At 70.8% G+C, this 16,989-nt stretch carries 15 protein-coding genes, 2 pseudogenes and 1 riboswitch; of the genes and pseudogenes, 5 read left to right on the forward strand and 12 right to left on the reverse strand.

Annotated elements, in window-relative coordinates; translation table 11 throughout:
- The first annotated feature begins 149 nt into the window (after positions 1-149).
- Entirely contained in the window at positions 150-2,042 is a 1,893-nt protein-coding gene (locus OG735_RS06840) for an AAA family ATPase (RefSeq protein ID WP_327328227.1), read from the forward strand.
- A 29-nt stretch (positions 2,043-2,071) separates the two neighbouring features.
- Here the strand turns inward: OG735_RS06840 and OG735_RS06845 are convergent, their stop codons facing one another.
- The 10 genes from OG735_RS06845 to ribD all read right to left on the reverse strand — a co-directional run bounded on the left by OG735_RS06845 (position 2,072) and on the right by ribD (position 10,645).
- Positions 2,072-3,154 carry a hemolysin family protein gene (locus OG735_RS06845; RefSeq protein ID WP_327322232.1) on the reverse strand — a complete coding sequence of 361 codons (1,083 nt, stop codon included), beginning with the start codon at positions 3,152-3,154 and terminating at the stop codon, positions 2,072-2,074.
- Positions 3,151-4,491, reverse strand: coding sequence for a hemolysin family protein (locus tag OG735_RS06850; RefSeq protein WP_327322233.1), 1,341 nt, complete (start codon positions 4,489-4,491; stop codon positions 3,151-3,153). Before OG735_RS06850 ends, OG735_RS06845 begins: the two co-directional genes overlap by 4 nt.
- A gap of 190 nt (positions 4,492-4,681) precedes the next feature.
- The gene (locus OG735_RS06855) at positions 4,682-5,140 is read right to left on the reverse strand and encodes a PH domain-containing protein (protein ID WP_327322234.1); all 459 of its coding nucleotides are present in this window, start codon (positions 5,138-5,140) and stop codon (positions 4,682-4,684) included.
- A gap of 15 nt (positions 5,141-5,155) precedes the next feature.
- Entirely contained in the window at positions 5,156-6,004 is an 849-nt protein-coding gene (gene hisG, locus OG735_RS06860) for an ATP phosphoribosyltransferase (RefSeq protein ID WP_327322235.1), read from the reverse strand.
- Positions 6,005-6,054: 50 nt separating this feature from the next.
- Positions 6,055-6,327, reverse strand: coding sequence for a phosphoribosyl-ATP diphosphatase (locus OG735_RS06865; RefSeq protein ID WP_142215995.1), 273 nt, complete (start codon positions 6,325-6,327; stop codon positions 6,055-6,057).
- 81 nt (positions 6,328-6,408) lie between these two features.
- Positions 6,409-6,894: a 6,7-dimethyl-8-ribityllumazine synthase gene (ribH, locus tag OG735_RS06870; RefSeq protein ID WP_327322236.1), complete on the reverse strand. Its 486-nt coding sequence runs from the start codon at positions 6,892-6,894 to the stop codon at positions 6,409-6,411.
- 24 nt (positions 6,895-6,918) lie between these two features.
- Entirely contained in the window at positions 6,919-8,259 is a 1,341-nt protein-coding gene (locus OG735_RS06875; RefSeq protein WP_327322237.1) for a bifunctional 3,4-dihydroxy-2-butanone-4-phosphate synthase/GTP cyclohydrolase II, read from the reverse strand.
- On the reverse strand, positions 8,256-8,909 hold the full coding sequence (locus OG735_RS06880; RefSeq protein ID WP_327322238.1) for a nicotinamide mononucleotide transporter family protein: 654 nt from the start codon (positions 8,907-8,909) through the stop codon (positions 8,256-8,258). The genes OG735_RS06875 and OG735_RS06880 overlap by 4 nt, the downstream gene beginning before the upstream one ends.
- On the reverse strand, positions 8,906-9,559 hold the full coding sequence (locus OG735_RS06885; RefSeq protein ID WP_327322239.1) for a riboflavin synthase: 654 nt from the start codon (positions 9,557-9,559) through the stop codon (positions 8,906-8,908). Before OG735_RS06885 ends, OG735_RS06880 begins: the two co-directional genes overlap by 4 nt.
- Positions 9,560-10,645, reverse strand: coding sequence for a bifunctional diaminohydroxyphosphoribosylaminopyrimidine deaminase/5-amino-6-(5-phosphoribosylamino)uracil reductase RibD (ribD, locus tag OG735_RS06890; RefSeq protein ID WP_327322240.1), 1,086 nt, complete (start codon positions 10,643-10,645; stop codon positions 9,560-9,562).
- Between the two features lie 152 nt (positions 10,646-10,797).
- A riboswitch (FMN riboswitch) is annotated at positions 10,798-10,928 on the reverse strand.
- A gap of 231 nt (positions 10,929-11,159) precedes the next feature.
- On the opposite strand from ribD, the pseudogene OG735_RS06895 reads away from it, so the two are divergent.
- A pseudogene (locus OG735_RS06895) lies at positions 11,160-11,829 on the forward strand (nucleoside-diphosphate sugar epimerase).
- A 49-nt stretch (positions 11,830-11,878) separates the two neighbouring features.
- Here OG735_RS06895 and OG735_RS06900 read toward each other — a convergent pair.
- The gene (locus tag OG735_RS06900; protein ID WP_327322241.1) at positions 11,879-13,075 is read right to left on the reverse strand and encodes an ROK family transcriptional regulator; all 1,197 of its coding nucleotides are present in this window, start codon (positions 13,073-13,075) and stop codon (positions 11,879-11,881) included.
- A gap of 92 nt (positions 13,076-13,167) precedes the next feature.
- On the opposite strand from OG735_RS06900, the gene OG735_RS06905 reads away from it, so the two are divergent.
- Positions 13,168-14,394 (forward strand): MFS transporter, encoded by a 1,227-nt coding sequence (locus OG735_RS06905; RefSeq protein ID WP_327322242.1) that lies wholly within the window; start codon positions 13,168-13,170, stop codon positions 14,392-14,394.
- A 63-nt stretch (positions 14,395-14,457) separates the two neighbouring features.
- On the opposite strand, the gene OG735_RS06910 is transcribed toward OG735_RS06905, so the two are convergent.
- Positions 14,458-15,744 carry an alginate lyase family protein gene (locus tag OG735_RS06910; RefSeq protein ID WP_327322243.1) on the reverse strand — a complete coding sequence of 429 codons (1,287 nt, stop codon included), beginning with the start codon at positions 15,742-15,744 and terminating at the stop codon, positions 14,458-14,460.
- Between the two features lie 172 nt (positions 15,745-15,916).
- Between OG735_RS06910 and OG735_RS06915 the strand changes: the two are divergent.
- Positions 15,917-16,117 (forward strand): annotated as a pseudogene (locus OG735_RS06915) (nitrate reductase); the annotation flags it as partial.
- A gap of 156 nt (positions 16,118-16,273) precedes the next feature.
- Positions 16,274-16,978 (forward strand): DUF5995 family protein, encoded by a 705-nt coding sequence (locus OG735_RS06920; protein ID WP_327322244.1) that lies wholly within the window; start codon positions 16,274-16,276, stop codon positions 16,976-16,978.
- The last annotated feature ends 11 nt before the right edge of the window (positions 16,979-16,989 follow it).

The following is a 16,989-nucleotide window of genomic DNA, read 5'->3' on the forward strand; positions in this document are numbered from 1 at the left end:
GCTTGTGGTGCCCTTAGTCGCACACCCTTTGCGCAGGTACGATGCACCTCGGTGGGGTCAATTCCCGTCCACGGCAAGGTGGTTCAGTACGCTGCCGACGGGCGCCCGCCCGGCGGGACATCACAGGTGCACTTTTTGTGGGGGACCTGATGGACATCGGCACGCAGGGCGCACCGGCCCCGGCCGACCTCGCCTGGGTGCGGGGCGTGGACGCCTACACCATGGGTGCCTATCCGCAGGCGGAGGAGGAGTTCCGGGCCGCGGTCCGGATCGATCCCGGGATGGCCGACGGCTGGCTCGGACTGCACGCCCTGCGCGTCGACACCACCACCGCGCTGCTGCGCATGTACCGCAGCCGCGAGCGCTTCGGCGAGCAGCGCGCCCGCCATCGCCGCACCCTCAACTCCTGGTACTGGCTGGGCTGGTGGGTCCAGCCGGTACTCGAGAGCCCGCGTGATCTGCTGCTCGCCCACGCCTCCCACTGGCTCGACGGCCGTCATGTGCCGGAGCTGGACCGGGCGCTCGCGGGTCTGCCGCCGGTCGACGCCGACCCCCAGGTGCGCTTTCTGCACGCCTGCCGCGCGTATCTGGTCAAGGACTGGGAGCAGCTCGTACGCCATACCGAACCGCTGATCAACGATCCGCTGCTGGGTATCGAGGCCGGGCTCTTCGGCGGGATGGCCCGGGTGCGTCTGGAGATGTACGGGCAGGCCGAGCCGCTGCTGTCCGCCGCTCTGATGCGCTGCCGCAGCGAGCAGCCGCAGCGCAAGGAGCTGCGGTACTGGCTGGCGCGGGCCCACGAGGGCACCGGCCGCAGCGCCGCCGCCCTGCCGCTGTACCGGGCAGTGCACCGGATCGATCCGGCCTTCATGGACACCTCGGCGCGGCTGGCCGCAATCGCGGAGTACGACGGGATCGACGGGTACGACGAGTCGGCCGGACTGGCGGCGGTGTCGCTGGCCGGCTTTGGGCAGGACACCGCGGACGCGCAGGCAGAGGGGGACGGCCCGCTCACGGCCGAGGCGCGGCTCGGCCCAGATCCGCAGACCCAGCTCCCGGGCGCTGTGCCGATCGTCCCGCCCGGCGGCATAAGGCCGAAGGCAGTCGTCCCCGCGCCCCCCACTCCGCCGCCGTTCCCGGCGGGCTCCACCGATCCGGTGCTGCTCGCCGAGGCGCTCGCGGAGCTGGAGCGGATGGTGGGCCTGGAGCCGGTGAAACGGCAGGTGAAGGCGTTGTCAGCGCAGCTGAAGATGGCTCGGTTGCGCGCCGACCAGGGGCTGCCGGTGCAGCCGCCGAAACGTCATTTTGTCTTCTCCGGCCCGTCCGGCACCGGCAAGACCACCGTCGCGCGCATCCTCGGCCGGGTCTTCTACGCGCTGGGCCTGCTCGGCGGCGACCATCTGGTCGAGGCACAACGGGCCGATCTTGTGGGTGAGTTCCTGGGCCAGACGGCGGTGAAGGCCAATGAGCTGATCGACTCGGCGATCGGCGGAGTGCTGTTCGTGGACGAGGCGTACAGCCTCTTCAACTCCGGCTACACCAAGGGTGACGCCTACGGCGACGAGGCCCTCCAGGTGCTCCTCAAGCGGGCCGAGGACAACCGCGACCATCTGGTGGTCATCCTGGCCGGCTACCCCGAGGGCATGGACCGGCTGCTCGCCACCAACCCCGGGCTGTCCTCACGCTTCACCACCCGGGTCGACTTCCCCTCGTACCGCCCTCTCGAACTGACCGCCATCGGCGAAGTGCTCGCCGCCGAGAATGGCGATGTGTGGGACGACGAGGTGCGTGAGGAGCTGCGCTCCATCAGCGGCCATGTGGTCGACCAGGGCTGGATCGACGAGCTCGGCAACGGCCGTTTTCTGCGCACGCTGTACGAGAAGAGCTGCGCCTACCGGGATCTACGGCTGTCCGGATATCCGGGCACGCCGACCCGCGAGGATCTCGCCACGCTGCGGCTGCCCGATCTGATGCAGGCGTACGGCGAGGTCCTGTCGGGCCGCGGTCCGGTGGACCGCGACCCGCAGGATCCGCCGCTCTGAGCCGACTACTTCTGAAACACGCCTCGGCCTCAGCCGACCAGGGCGGTGTCCAGGGCAGCCTCAGGCGCACGGGGCACCGTCACCCGGTGGGACGGGTCGCGGACCTCGCCGACCAGCATTTCCAGGACGTCCTCCAGAGCGACCAGTCCCAGCACCCGCCCCGAAGGGTCCGCCACCTGGGCGAGGTGGGTGGCCGCACGGCGCATCACGGTGAGGGCGTCGTCCAGCGGGAGTTCGGCCCGCAGGGTCGCCATGGGGCGCCAGATCTGCTGGGGCACGGCCCGTTCCCTCTCCTCCAGGTCGAGGACGTCCTTGACATGGAGATAGCCCATGAACGGGCCTTCGCCCTCCCCGCAGACCGGGAATCGGGAGTAACCGGTACATACCGTCAGCTCCTCGACCTGGCGCGGGGTGACCGACGGGGCGACCGTCACCAGGGCGGAGCGGGTGATCAGCACATCCGACACCGGGCGGCTGCCCAGCTCCAGCGCGTCCTCGAGCCGCTCCTGCTCCGCGGGCTCCAGCAGCCCCGCCTGGCCCGAGTCCTCCACCAGACGGTTCAGCTGCTCGCTGGTGAAGACCGCCTCCACCTCGTCCTTGGGTTCGACACGGAAGGCCCGCAGCACCAGCCGGGCGCAGGCGCCGAGCGCCGCCGTGACCGGTCGGCACAGCCGGGCGAAGGTGACCAGGCCCGGGCTGAACCAGAGCGCGGTCTTCTCGGGAGCGGCCATCGCCAGGTTCTTCGGGACCATCTCGCCGATGACGAGGTGCAGGAACACGACAACGGCCAGCGCGATGACGTAACCCAGCGGATGGATCAGCCCCTCGGGCAGATGCGCGGCCTGGAAGACCGGCTCCAGCAGATGCGCCACGGTCGGCTCGGCGACCGCGCCGAGGGTCAGTGAGCAGATGGTGATGCCGAACTGCGCGGCGGCCATCATCTGCGGCAGATTCTCCAGTCCGTACAGCACCTGCCTGGCCCGCGAGGAGCCCTCCGCGGCCAGCGGTTCGATCTGGCTGCGGCGTACGGAGACGAGCGCGAACTCCGCGCCGACGAAGAAGCCGTTGGCCAGGACCAGGATTATGGCGAAAAGGAGTTGGAGGACGCTCATCGCACGGCCTCCGGCACGGCCGGGGCATCGGCGGTGCGCACCAGGCGCACCCGCTCGGCCCGGTAGCGGTCCACCTGGCGCACCGAGAGCCGCCAGCCGGGGAGTTCTGCCCGGTCGCCGGGGGCGGGGATGCGCCCCAGCAGATCGGCGACGAGGCCCGCCACCGTCTCATACGGGCCGTCGGGCACATCGAGGCCTATCCGGCGCAGCGTGAGGACGCGGCAGCTGCCGTCGGCCTCCCAGGCGGGGTTGCCGTCCTCCGAGGCCACGGAGGCCAGTTCGGGCTGGGCGTCCGCCTCGTCGTCGTGCTCGTCGCGGACCTCGCCGACGAGTTCCTCGATGATGTCCTCGAGGGTGACGACTCCGGCGGTGCCGCCGTACTCGTCGACCACGACGGCGATGGGCTGCTCGCTGCGCAGCCGCTCCAGCAGCTGCTGCACGGGCAGCGTCTCGGGCACGAGGAGCGGCGGGACGGCGACCCGGTCCACCCGGGTGCGCTGCCGTTCGTCCACCGGTACCGCCAGGGCGCCCTTGAGGTGCACCATGCCGACGATCTCGTCGATGCGCTCCCGGTAGACGGGAAAGCGCGAAAGACCGGTCGCGCGGGTGAGATTGAGGACATCGGCCGCGGTGGCGTCGCTCTGCAGCGCGCTCATCTTCACCCGCGGGGTCATCACATGCTGCGCGGTGAGATGTCCGAGCGAGAGGGTCCGTACGAACAGGTCGGCCGTATCCTGCTCCAGCGCTCCGGCGCGTGCCGAGTGGCGGGCCAGCGAGACCAGCTCACCGGGCGTGCGGGCGGACGCCAGCTCCGCTGCGGGCTCGACGCCGAGCATCCGCACCAGACGGTTGGCGACGGTGTTGAGCAGGGTGATGACCGGGCGGAAGACGGTCGAGAAGAGATGCTGCGGGCCGGCGACGAAGCGCGCGACCTGCAACGGCCGGGAAACCGCCCAGTTCTTGGGGACGAGCTCACCGATCACCATCTGGACGGCGGAGGCGAGCAGCATCCCGATCACCACCGCGATCCCGGAGACGGCTCCTTCGGGCAGCCCGGTCGCGGAAAGCGGCCCGCGGAGCAGCCCGGCAAGCGCGGGCTCGGCGAGCATGCCGACGACGAGCGAGGTGATGGTGATGCCGAGCTGGGTGCCGGAGAGCTGGAAGGAAAGCTCCCGCAGCGCCTTGACGACGCGGCGGGCGCGGCGGTCGCCCTCGGCGGCGGCGCGCTCGGCATCGGGCCGCTCCACCGTGACCAGGCCGAACTCGGCCGCCACGAAGAAGCCGTTGGCGAGGATCAGGAGGAACGCTGCCGCGAGCAGCAGAAGAGAGATGATCATGCCGCCGCCTCCTGGGAGGGGGCGGCGCAGGTACTACCGGACGATCCGTCCATTGCTGGAGGGAGTCACTCCTCGGGTCGCAGGTGCCCCGCGGGCCGCTGGGGGCCGGGTGGTGCGGGGCGGGGCGCGCTTGTCGCCACCGTCACCAGAGTAGACAGGTGAGCCGCCGACGCGGCAGGGGCATCGCCGCTCAGTCCTCGTCCGGGCGGGTGCCTCGGCTCTCCGCGAGGGCCCGCAGGGCGCGCGCGTCACTGATGGCGTGCGCCTTGGCGATACCCGGCTGAATGCCCAGTACGGGCAGGCTGGTGCCGTCGCTGAGGTCGAGGAAGACCCAGGGGTCGCCGGGGCGGAGATTCACCCGCAGGATCTCGGCCCACTCCAGTTGGCGCGTACGGGTGAGATTGACGACAGTGACGCCGTTCTCGTCGGCGACGACCTTCGGTCGGCTCAGCAGGGCCAGTACGCCGAAGAAGACCAGAGCGGTGAAGATGAAGCTGCTCCGCTCCCCCGCGCTCAGCTTCTCCAGCAGCAGGGCGATGGCGGTGATCACGGCGAACATCACCACGCCCACGGTCAGCAGAACGACCCGGGTACGGGTCGGCCTGAAGGTGACCGGGAGCGCGGGGACTTGAGATGCGGCGGCGGGCATGGTTTCCGGCATCCTTCAGAGGCGGCAGGCGTGGATGGCCGTGGTGAGGATCGCCCGTGCGCCGAGGTCGTACAGATCGTCCATGATCCGCTGCGCTTCCTTGGCCGCGACCATGGAGCGGACGGCGACCCAGCCTTCGTGGTGCAGCGGCGAGATGGTCGGCGACTCGAGACCCGGGGTGAGGGCGACGGCCTGCTCGAGGTGCTCGACCCGGCAGTCGTAGTCCATCATCACGTAGCTGCGGGCGACCAGGACGCCCTGGAGGCGGCGCAGGAACTGCTGCACCTTGGGGTCGTCGGCGGGCGCGCCGGTGCGGCGGATGACGACCGCCTCGGACTTCATGATCGGCTCGCCGATGACCTCCAGACCGGCGTTGCGCAGGCTGGTGCCGGTCTCCACGACATCCGCGATGATCTGCGCGACGCCCAGCTGGATCGCCGTCTCCACGGCCCCGTCGAGGTGGACGACGGAGGCGTCGATGCCCTCGTCGGCGAGGTGCTTGGCGACGATGCCCTCGTAGGAGGTGGCGACCGTCATTCCGCCGAAGTCGCCGACTCCGGTGGCGGTGCCGGGCTTGGTCGCGTAGCGGAAGGTGGAGCGGGCGAAGCCGAGCTGGAGGATCTCCTCGGCGTTGGCGCCGGAGTCCAGCAGCAGATCGCGGCCGGTGATGCCGATGTCGAGCTTGCCGGAGCTGACATAGATCGCGATGTCGCGCGGGCGCAGGTAGAAGAACTCGACCTCGTTCTCGGGGTCGACGAGGACGAGCTCCTTGGACTCCTTGCGCTGCTGGTAGCCGGCCTCATGGAGCATCGCCGACGCAGGTCCGGACAGTGAACCCTTGTTGGGGACGGCGATGCGCAGCATGAGACGGGCTTCCTTTGTTCGCGTGTTCCGTACGGAGTCGGGGGCGGTGCTCAGAGGTGGGCGTAGACGTCGTCGAGGGAGATCCCGCGCGCGACCATCATCACCTGGACGTGGTACAGCAGCTGCGAAATCTCCTCGGCGGCGGCTTCCTTGCCCTCGTACTCGGCGGCCATCCACACCTCGGCGGCCTCCTCGACGACCTTCTTGCCGATGGCATGCACTCCCTTGTCCACCAGCTCGGCGGTACGGGAGGTGGCCGGGTCGCCGTTCTTCGCCTTGAGCTGCAGCTCGGCGAAGAGCTCTTCGAAGGTTTTGTTCGCCATGATGGTCCCAAGCGTAAGGGGTGGAGAAAGGCGGACGCGCAGCACCTCCATGGAAGAGGTGCTGGGCGACGGTTGGAACACTCAGCGCCAGGGTTCGCTGACGGTACGCAGCGTGGTGGCGGTGGCAACGGCGGCGGTGACCGCCTCGTGGCCCTTGTCCTCGTTCGATCCGTCAAGTCCGGCCCGGTCCAGCGCCTGCTCCTCGGTGTCGCAGGTCAGGACGCCGAACCCGATCGGGACGCCGGTGTCGATGGAGACCTGGGTGAGGCCCTGGGTGACGCCCTGGCACACATACTCGAAGTGCGGGGTGCCGCCGCGGATGACGACGCCGAGCGCGACGACCGCGTCGTAGCCGCGGCCCGCCAGCACCTTGGCGACCACCGGAAGCTCGAAGCTGCCGGGGACACGCAGCAGTGTCGGCTCGTCGATGCCCAGCTCGTGCAGTGCGCGCAGAGCGCCGTCGACGAGGCCGTCCATGACCTTCTCGTGCCACTGGGCCGCGATCACCGCCACCCGCAGGTCGCCGCAGTTGCGTACGGACAGTTCGGGTGCACCCTTGCCGCTCATGTTTCTCCCTTGACGCTTACTGACTTACTGGTTGCCGCAGGCGGACGCGCTGGAGGCGTCGAGCCAGGGCAGGTCGTGTCCCATCCGGTCCCGCTTGGTGCGCAGATACCGGAGGTTGTGCTCGCCCGCCTGGACGGGCATCGGCTCGCGGCCGTGGACCGTGAGGCCGTGGCGGACGAGCGCCGTGATCTTGTCGGGGTTGTTGGTCATCAGCCGGAGGCTGCGTACGCCGAGGTCCTCCAGGATCTGCGCGCCCGCGGCGTAGTCGCGGGCGTCGGCGGGCAGGCCGAGTTCGAGGTTGGCGTCGAGCGTGTCACGGCCGCGCTCCTGGAGTTCGTACGCACGAAGCTTGGACAGCAGGCCGATGCCTCGGCCCTCGTGGCCACGCAGATAGACGACGACGCCGCGGCCGGCCTCGGTGATGTGCTCCATGGAGGCCTGCAGCTGGGGGCCGCAGTCGCAGCGCAGCGAGTGGAAGATGTCGCCGGTCAGGCACTCGGAGTGGACCCGTACGAGGACGTCCTCGCCGTCGCCGATCTCGCCGTGGACGAGCGCGACATGCTCGACGCCGTCCACGGTGGACCGGTAGCCGTAGGCGGTGAACTGGCCGAAGGAGGTGGGCAGATTGACCTCGGCCTCGCGCTTGACGGTCGGCTCGGAGGTGCGGCGGTACGCGATCAGGTCCTCGATGGAGATGATCGTCAGTCCGTGCTTGCGGGCGAACGGGATCAGCTCGGGCAGTCGCAGCATCACGCCGTCCTCGCCCGCGATCTCGACGATCGCGCCGGCCGGGCGCAGTCCGGCGAGGCGGGCCAGGTCGACGGCGGCCTCGGTGTGGCCGTTGCGGACCAGCACCCCGCCGGGCTTGGCGCGGAGCGGGAAGACATGGCCGGGGCGTACGAAGTCGGACGCCTCGGCCCGGCCGCCGGCCAGCAGTTGGAGGGTGGTGGCGCGGTCGGCCGCGGAGATGCCGGTGGTCACGCCGAACGCGGGGCCCGCGTCGACGGAGACGGTGAACGCCGTCCGCATCGACTCGGTGTTGCGCTCGACCATCTGCGGCAGGTCCAGCCGCTCCAGCTCCTCGCCCTCCATGGGAGCGCAGATCAGGCCGCGGCACTCGCTCATCATGAAGGCGATGATCTCGGGCGTGGCCTTCTCGGCGGCGATGACGAGGTCGCCCTCGTTCTCGCGGTCCTCGTCGTCGACGACCACGACGGGCCGTCCTGCGGCAATGTCACGAATGGCCTGCTCCACCGGGTCGAGGGCGAAGTCCTCGACGTTGTCGGTGGAGTACCAGGTGAGTGTCGGCGAGGCGGCGCGAAGCACGTCGGCCGGGGCGGGTGTGGGTGACGGGCGGGAGGTCATGCTGCCACTCCTTCCAGAGCAGGCTTGACGCTCCCGCGGGAGCGCAGCCACCAGTCGCGCATGCCCCACAGGACGAGCGCGAAGTAGACCACGTAGACCAGGCCGGAGAAGGCCAGGCCACTGTTGAAGGCCAGCGGAACGCCGACGATGTCGACGAGCAGCCAGGCGAACCAGAACTCGACCAGACCACGGGCCTGGGCGACCATCGCGACCAGGGTCCCGACGAAGATGTACGCGTCGGCCCACGGGCTCCAGGACAGCGACGGGTAGAGGGTGAACAGCCCGCCGACGGCCAGGGTGCCGACGACCGCACCGGCCAGCAGCACTCCGCGCTCGCGCCAGTCGGCGAAGCGGACCGCGATCGAGCCGTCCTGGGCCTGCCGGCTGCCGCTGGTCCACTGCCGCCAGCCCCACAGGGCGACGCCGATGACCAGCAGCTGCTTACCGACGCCACCGCTGAGCTGGGCGGAGGCGTACGCGCCGACCAGGATGACGCCGGAGGCGAACTGGGCGGGCCAGGTCCATATCGAGCGCCGCCAGCCGAGCGCGAGTGCGATCAGACCGATGGAGTTGCCGATCATGTCGGACCACATGATGTGCTGGCCGAAGGCCGTGAAGGCCTCTCCGTTGAGCCAGGACAGGGCGCTCACTTGGCGGTCTCCTTGGTTTCTGCGGCGTCCGCGGCGTCTGCGGCGTCTGCGGCGTTCGCAGCCCCGGCGCCGAGCAGTCGCTCGACGTACTTGGCGATGACGTCCACCTCGAGGTTGACGAGATCACCGCTCTGCTTGATGCCGAGCGTGGTCAGCGCGAGGGTGGTGGGGATGAGGCTGATGGTGAAGTAGTCGGGGCCCGCGTCGACGACGGTCAGGCTGACGCCGTCGACGGTGATCGAGCCCTTCTCGACGACATAGCGGGTGAGGTCGGCGGGGAGCGAGATCTTCACGATCTCCCAGTTCTCCGAGGGCTTCCGCTCGACGATGGTGCCGGTACCGTCCACATGGCCCTGGACGATGTGGCCGCCGAGCCGGCCACCGACGGCCATCGGCCGCTCCAGGTTGACGCGGGAGCCTTCCTCGAGGGCTCCGAGGCTGGAGCGCTTGAGGGTCTCGGCCATCACATCGGCGGTGAACTCGCCGTCGCCGAAGTCCACGACGGTGAGGCAGACGCCGTTGACGGCGATCGAGTCGCCATGCTTCGCACCTTCGGTGACGACGGGGCCGCGCAGTCGGAAGCGGGAGGAGTCGCCGAGATTCTCGACGGCGGTGACCTCACCCAGCTCTTCAACGATTCCGGTGAACACTCAGCGCTCCTTCGGGGCTTTGGCGGGGGTGGCAGTAACACGCAGATCGGGGCCGACGCGGACGGTCTCCGTCATGTCGAGCCGCAACGCTTCGGTGATCGTGGAGATTCCGGCGTCGGCGAGGGCGGTGCGGCCGGCGCCGAGGAGTACGGGGGCGAGATAACCGACGACCTTGTCGACGGCGCCCGCGGCGACGAAGGCTCCGGCGAGCGTCGGGCCGCCCTCGAGGAGCACGGAGCGGACGCCGCGCTGGTACAGGGCTTCCAACAGGGCCGGTACGGACAGGCCGTGCGCCGCGCGAGGCAGCCGTACGACATCGAGCAGTTCGGTCTCGGCGTCCTCGGCGACCGCGATCAGCGTGGGCGCGGCGTCGTCGAGAACGCGGGCGCCGGGCTTGACGGCGGCGCCCTCGGTGTCGACGACGACGCGCAGCGGCTGGACGGCGCCTTCGACGCCGCGGACCGCGAGGTGCGGGTCGTCTGCGCGGACCGTGCCGGAGCCGACGATCACCGCGTCGGCCTCGGCGCGCAGCCGGTGGACGTCGGCGCGGGACTCGGGCGAGGTGATCCAGCGGCTGGTGCCGTCCTGCGCGGCGATACGGCCGTCGAGGGTCGCGGCGTACTTCCACAGGACGTGGGGGCGGCCGAGGCGTACGGAGGTGAGCCAGGCGATGTTGCCCGCCTCGGCCTGTTCGGCGAGGAGGCCCTGCTCGACCTGGACTCCGGCAGCGCACAGCGTGTCCGCGCCACCAGTGGCCTGCGCGTTCGGGTCGCCGACCGCGTATACGACCCGTCCGATCCCGGCCTCGACCAGCGCTTGGGCGCACGGGCCGGTGCGGCCGGTGTGGTTACAGGGCTCGAGGGTGACGTACGCGGTGCCGCCACGTGCGCGCTCTCCGGCCTCGCGCAGTGCGTGGACCTCGGCGTGCGGGCCGCCGGCGCGCTGGTGAAAACCGGCACCGGCAGGCTGTCCGGAGGCGTCGAGGATGACGCAACCGACGACCGGGTTGGGGCTGGTGGAGCCGAGTCCGCGGGCGGCGAGCTGGATCGCTCGGCCCATGGCGTCTGCGTCGGCTGCGGTGGCCACCGGGTCCTCCTGCCTCTTCGGGCACGGACTCCGGGGCCTGTCGATGACGACAGAGAGCGGGACAATGATTCACAGCGACGCCGAGGCCGAGCGCACCGATCGCCGAGTACGGCGATCAGCCACTACGGCCGGCGTACCGGAAAGGTCGCCCGCCGCGCACTGCCTCCCATCCGGACTTTCACCGTCGGTCCAGGAATTTCACCTGGTCAACCGGCCGCTGGATGCGGACGGGTCGCGGACTATAACCGCCGGTTCGGAATTACACCGACCCCGGAGTGCGCTGCTGCTGATACAGGGCCAGTGTGCCACGCCCGGTGATGGGCCATGCGAGTGAACAGCTGTGGGCTGACTCACAAGGTCGTGTCGAATGGCTGATTCCAACCTATTGACCGCCCTGGTCTAGTCCATTTAATCTCTGCGGCACCTCCGCGGACCGTGGGGTGTCGACCGCCCGGCGGCGGAGTCCAGGCCCTTGCCGCCGCCGGGCTCCCGGCCGGTCCGACACGCCGGCCCCATGACCTCCATCCTGGTGACGGGCGGTACGGGAACGCTGGGCACTGGTGTCCGAGCGGCCGCGTGCGACCGGCCACGAGGTACGGGTGCTCAGCCGTCGTTCCCGGCCGTACGGCGCCGATCTGCGGGACGGGACCGGACTGCTCCGCGAGGCGGCGACGACAGGCGGCCGCGCGACTTCTGGACGCCGCACGCCGGGCCGACATGGACCCGCTGCCGCTGGGCTACTACCGCATGAAGCACAAGGTCGAGCGGATGATCGAGGAAGCCGGCTGGTCCGAGTCCGGGTCCGGCTGGACAAACCTGCGGACGATCCAGTTCCACGACCTGGTGCTGCGCCTTCCGGCGGGCGCGGCCCCGTTCCCGGTGATGCCGCTGCCGTCCGGGGTGAGCCTCCAGCCCATCGACACGGGCGAAGTCGCCGGCCGGCCGGCCGAGTTGGCCGTCGGCGAGCCAACCGGTCGGGTGGCGGACATGGGCGGTCCGGAGATGCGTCCGCTGCCGGATCCGGCGCGGGCCTGTCTCCGCGCGCGTGGCAGGCACCGCCCCGTACTGCCGGTGCGGCCGGCCGGTAAGGCGTACGCGGGTACCGCAGAGGTGAGCAGCTGACGCCCGAACGGGCTGTCGGCAAGGTCCCGTTCGAGCGGTTCCTAGCGCAGCGACTGGGTTGATTTCAAGCCTTTCCGGCGATTGAGGACGAACCCCGCCGCCCGGACCCGGTCACAACGATCGCGGCCCGCCGTGCACTTGTGCGCCCGGTGCGAAGAGTTCGTCCTGGGCCGCCTCGCGCGCCGCCAGCAGCGCTCCGCTCAGGACCGCGGCGCCGCCGAGCCTTCCCGCCCGTACCTCCGTACGCAGCGGAGAGATCTCGGCCAGCCGGGCCTCGACCCGGGCGGCCAGTTCCGCGCCGCCCGCATGCCCGACCTCGCCGCCCAGGACCACACAGCCCGGGTCGAGGACGGCGGCGACCGCGGCCGCGCCGAGCGCGAGACGGTCGGCGAGGGCATCGAGGAAATCGTCCCGACCGGCCGTCACGGCTGTCCGGACGACCGCCGCGGCCCTCGGTTCCTGGGACTGCGGCACCTCGATCCCGTGCCGGCCGGCGAGCGCGCAGATCGCGGCGGACGCGGCCAGCGAGTGGAAGCCGCCCTCGCAGTCGACCCCGCTCGGGAGTCCCGCCGTGCCGGGTACCGGCAGGAAGCCGATCTCACCCGCGCCGCCCGACGCGCCTCGGCGGAGTCTGCCGTCGAGGAAGAGGGCCGCGCCGATCCCGTGGCCGAGCCACAGCAGAGCGAAGGTGTCGCGATCGCGGGCCGCGCCGAGGCGCTGTTCGGCCACGGCGGCCAGATTGGTCTCGTTCTCGACGAGGACTCCGGCAGGCAGCCGCTCCTGGAGCGCGGCGACCAGGCGGCGGTGCCAGGCGGGCAGGCCGGAGGTGTCGCGCAGTTCGCCGGTGACCGGGTCGATCAGGCCGGGCGCGCCGATCCCGACGCTGTGCAGCCGGGCCGCTCCCGCCTCCCTGGCCGTCCGCTCCAGGAGTGCGACCGCCCGCTCGACGGCGGGCCCGGTGCCGGTGTCGCTGCCGACGGGCAGCGAAGCCTCGGCGAGGGTGACGCCGAGCAGATCGGCGACGACCACGGTCACGCTCTGGGTGCGTACGTCGAGGGCGGCCAGGTGCGCGCGGTCGGCGACGATCCCGTACAGCCGGGCATTGGGGCCGCGGCGCTCGGCGCCCGCCTCGCCGACAACCTGTATCAGACCGGACAGCTGCAGCCGCTCCACCAGATCGGCGACGGTGGGACGGGAGAGTCCGGTCATGGTCTTCAGCTGCCCTGCCGTCAACGGGCCTTCCTGCTGCAGTAGTCGGAGGGCGAGCCGGTCGTTGATGGCCCGGGCGGTGCTCGGAGATGCGGGCATGCCGGAATCCTTCCAGATCGCTGCCGCGCCACTATTTATCAGGCAGGGTTCCTGATAGTTTACGCGGGACTCCTGTGGGGAGGGGCATAGACATGGCCGGCGAAGTGGTCTTCGGACGGAGCCAGTTGAAGCGCGCGCGGTTCGCCGTAGCCGCCGTCTTCTGTGTACACGGCGCGGTCACCGGCAGCTTCGCCACCCGCATTCCCTGGATCCAGGAGCATGCGGCGGTCGGCGCGGGGCAGCTCGGTCTCGCGCTCGCCTTTCCGGCGCTCGGCGCCTCCGTGGCCATGCCGCTGGCCGGCGCGATCAGCCACCGCTTCGGCGCGCGCAACGCGCTGCGCGGCCTGATCACGCTGTGGACGCTCTCGCTGACCATGCCGTCCCTCGCCCCGAATCTGCTCTCCCTCTGTACGGCGCTGTTCGTGTTCGGCGCCACGGCGGGCATGTCGGACGTGGCGATGAACGCCCTGGGTGTCGAGATCGAGAACCGCCTCGACCGCTCGATCATGTCCGGACTGCACGGCATGTGGAGCGCCGGTGCGCTGATCGGCTCCGCGGGCGGGACACTCGCCGCACATCTCGGCAGCGACGCCCGGCTGCACCACGCCCTCGCCGCCGCGGTCCTGACCGCGCTCGGGCTGATCGCCTGTCAGGGCGTACTGGACCTGCGCAGCGCGCCCCACGAGGAGCCGCCGCCGCGTTTCGCGCTGCCGCCCGGGTCGGCGATCGTCATCGGCGCGGTCGGGTTCTGCGCGGTGTTCGCGGAGGGCGCCAGCCTTGACTGGTCCGCGGTCTTCCTGCGGGACGTACTGGACACCTCGGCCGGTCTCGCGGCCGCCTCCACCACGGCCTTCGCGCTGACCATGACGGTGGCGCGGCTCGCGGGTGACCGGATCGTGGACCGCTTCGGCCCGGTGCGCACGGTGCGGGTGGGCGGTGTGCTCGCGACCGCGGGCGGGCTGCTGGTGGTCGTGGCGCCCCATCCGGCCGTGGCGATGACCGGCTTCGCGTTCATCGGGCTCGGTGTGGCTGTGGTCGTGCCGCTCGCCTTCGCGGCGGCCGGGCGCAGCGGCCCCAATCCCAGTCAGGCCATCGCAGGCGTCGCCACCATCACGTACACCTCGGGACTCATCGCTCCCTCGGCGATCGGCGCGGTCGCCGACGCGACGAGTCTGGTGGTCTCCTTCGGCCTCGTGACGGCGCTGGCGTGCGGGCTGGTCGCGGGCGCGGGGGTGCTGCGCTCGGCCGGTCGGGAGAGCGCGAGGTCGGGCGTCTCGGACACGGTGACGCGGGCTGATTGCAGCCCCTCCGGCGATTGAGGAGCGGGGTACGGCGCGAAACCCCGCCGGCGCGGAACCCCGCCGGCGCGGAGCGCGCGCCGCTCAGCCCGCGATGGAGTCGAGCTGTTCCGCCGCGGGCCGCAGCACCCAGAGGTCCCCGCCCGGCGGAGTCTCCAGGCGCGGGACCGCGGCCTTGGCCTGCCGGTCACCGGCGTCGGCGGCCGCATGCACCACATCACTCGCCGCGTACCGGTAGAACTCGAGCTCGGGGTGCGGCCAGGCGGCCGCCCCGGTCGCGGCGGGCAGCAGATAGTCGACCGCCTTGAACAGGCTCTGCGCCTGCGGCCCCTGATAGGCCCAGAGGTTCACACCCACATGCTTGCCGATGGCCGCGAGCCGGGTGTACGCGACCAGGTCGAAGGTCGAGTAGTGCCAGCTGCGGGTCCGGGCAAGCTCCTGCGGCTGACTGCCGTCGGCGGCTATCTGGGGGTCGATCCGCTTGCCGCGGGCGTCGAGGACGACCTTGCGCGCGAGGTCCTTGTCGCCGGCGGCGAGGGCCAGGGCGGCCACCTGCATGTCATGGAACGTGCCGTGGTTGTTCTTGGCCGCCGACTCCTCCTTGCCGAAGGGAGAGTTCACCAGCCAGTCCAGGAAGGTCGTGTTCCACGCCCGCACCGCCGTCCGGTCGCTCGTCGACCAGCCGGGCGCCCCGGTGTCGAGGATCGCGACGGCGTCCAGGACGCTGGTGTACTGCTGGGAGAAGTCGATGATGCCGATCGCCCGGCCGTCGTACTTGCAGGGGATGAACTGCCCGTGGTTCAGATTGGGGTTCATCCGGGTCGCCGGGTCCACGAACCAGGTGCGCAGGATCGTCGACGCATGCTCGGCGTACTGCTTCTTGCCCGTGTAGTACCAGGCCAGGCTCAGCGTGCTGACCGAGTTCACGACCTTGCCGATGTCGGGGCGGTCGGTGCCGGTGTCGACCTCGGGATTGCGCTCCCCGTCGCGCTGGACGTAGGGGCAACCCCAGGGATTCTCGGGCGTCTTGGGCTGCGAGGGCCACCAGTAGGGCGCCTGGCTCAGATAGTCGTGGACATCGCCGCCCGGTGCGGGCTTGGGCTTGTCCACGACGGTCCAGGGCCCCTGCCCGAGCCAGCCGTCGGCGCGTGCGACAAGGGCCTGGGCCGCCTTGCGCAGTGCCGGGTCGCCGTGGTCGAGACGCGACTTGGCCTCCTTGAGCCGCTTGCCGTCAATCACCACCGTCTTCGGCACCCGATGCGAGCCGGTCGTGGCCGCGGCCTGGGACGACGCGATCGGTACGAGCACGGTGACGCAGGCGGCGACGGCAGTGAGCACAACTCCCAGGCGCCGTCGGGGTCTTCCGGTCATCGAGCGCTCCCATCAGATACGTGAACGAAGTTCATGAACGGGACCGTGTGAGCGTAGGGCCGCCAGGTACAAGTGACAATGCCGAGCGCACGATTCACGGATGGGACTCGGGCCCGGCCGGCGCATGACGATGGCGCCGATCATCGAAGGCCCGTCGAAGTGGAGCGGGCCCGTGCACCTCGGCGTGCGCCGGCCCCTGCGCGGCGACGGGCGGACTCCCGCTCCCGGCGCCGTCGTACGCCCCGGCGAGCAGCTGTCCTGGCCCCGCACGGCAGGGCGACGCCCAACATATGGTGGCCGTGTTCGGCGCGTCCTTCGTAGCGCCGGTCCTGATGGGCCTGGACCCGACCTCGCGATCATGATGTCCGGCGTCGGGGGCGATCTTCCTGCTTCGAGCGCGGCGGTAGCGACAGGAGCCCCTGCTGGACTCGGGCACGTCTACGTACGACACCCAGCCGTAGGTCCTCCGTTCTGGGGAAGCCCCGGCCCGTCACCGTGCCATCCGGCCGTCGGCTGGGACGCTGCCTGCATGGCGCAGACGGAACACTTCGCGACCCGGGCCGCTCTCCGCACGTCCCCGGTCGATTCGGTGGTGGAGCGGATGCACGCGCTGCGCGACGACTGGCCGGCCACGGACGGGGTCGCCGTCTTCAACCGGGTCTATCTGTCGGTGACGGAGGAGATCGAACGACGTATCGACGACGGTGAATTCCCCGACCGGCGGGCTGCCGTCACACTGGACGTGCTCTTCGCCCAGCGCTATCTGACTGCCGTGGACGCGGCGGCCGCGGGCCGCCGGGCGCCGGCCTGCTGGCGGCCGCTGTTCCAGTACCGGCGCCATCCCGGCGTACGGCCGCTGCAGTTCGCCCTCGCCGGCATCAATGCGCACATCGGGCACGATCTGGCGCTCGCGGTGGTGGACACCTGTCGGACGCTCGGCTGCGAACCGGCGGATCTGGAGGGCGAGTTCGATCGCGTCGGTGACATCCTCATCCTGCTCGAGGAGCGCATCCGTGAGGAACTGATGCCGGGCCCCGATCTGCTGGAGATCGCCGATCCGCTGACACATCTGCTGGGTTCGTGGAGCCTGGAGCGGGCGAGGGACGGCGCCTGGTCGGCAGCCCGGCTGCTGTGGGGAGTACGGGAACTCCCTGGCCTGGCCGAGGAGTTCACCGAGCGACTGGACACGGGCGTCGGTCTCGTCGGGCGCTGTCTGCTCACGCCCTGGCGCTGACCGGCCAGGGC

It is taken from the genome of Streptomyces sp. NBC_01210 (assembly GCF_036010325.1).
Taxonomy (GTDB): Bacteria; Actinomycetota; Actinomycetes; order Streptomycetales; family Streptomycetaceae; genus Streptomyces.

What these genes read in the sequence shown, in the direction of transcription:
- OG735_RS06875 (WP_327322237.1), bottom strand. Translation starts at nt 8,259, where the DNA reads ATGACCTCCCGCCCGTCACCCACACCCGCCCCGGCCGACGTGCTTCGC.
- OG735_RS06905 (WP_327322242.1), top strand. Translation starts at nt 13,168, where the DNA reads ATGGCCGGCGAAGTGGTCTTCGGACGGAGCCAGTTGAAGCGCGCGCGG.
- OG735_RS06840 (WP_327328227.1), top strand. Translation starts at nt 150, where the DNA reads ATGGACATCGGCACGCAGGGCGCACCGGCCCCGGCCGACCTCGCCTGG.
- OG735_RS06845 (WP_327322232.1), bottom strand. Translation starts at nt 3,154, where the DNA reads ATGAGCGTCCTCCAACTCCTTTTCGCCATAATCCTGGTCCTGGCCAAC.
- OG735_RS06900 (WP_327322241.1), bottom strand. Translation starts at nt 13,075, where the DNA reads ATGCCCGCATCTCCGAGCACCGCCCGGGCCATCAACGACCGGCTCGCC.
- OG735_RS06850 (WP_327322233.1), bottom strand. Translation starts at nt 4,491, where the DNA reads ATGATCATCTCTCTTCTGCTGCTCGCGGCAGCGTTCCTCCTGATCCTC.
- hisG (WP_327322235.1), bottom strand. Translation starts at nt 6,004, where the DNA reads ATGCTGCGCATCGCCGTCCCCAACAAGGGTTCACTGTCCGGACCTGCG.
- OG735_RS06855 (WP_327322234.1), bottom strand. Translation starts at nt 5,140, where the DNA reads ATGCCCGCCGCCGCATCTCAAGTCCCCGCGCTCCCGGTCACCTTCAGG.
- OG735_RS06920 (WP_327322244.1), top strand. Translation starts at nt 16,274, where the DNA reads ATGGCGCAGACGGAACACTTCGCGACCCGGGCCGCTCTCCGCACGTCC.
- OG735_RS06910 (WP_327322243.1), bottom strand. Translation starts at nt 15,744, where the DNA reads ATGACCGGAAGACCCCGACGGCGCCTGGGAGTTGTGCTCACTGCCGTC.
- ribH (WP_327322236.1), bottom strand. Translation starts at nt 6,894, where the DNA reads ATGAGCGGCAAGGGTGCACCCGAACTGTCCGTACGCAACTGCGGCGAC.
- OG735_RS06865 (WP_142215995.1), bottom strand. Translation starts at nt 6,327, where the DNA reads ATGGCGAACAAAACCTTCGAAGAGCTCTTCGCCGAGCTGCAGCTCAAG.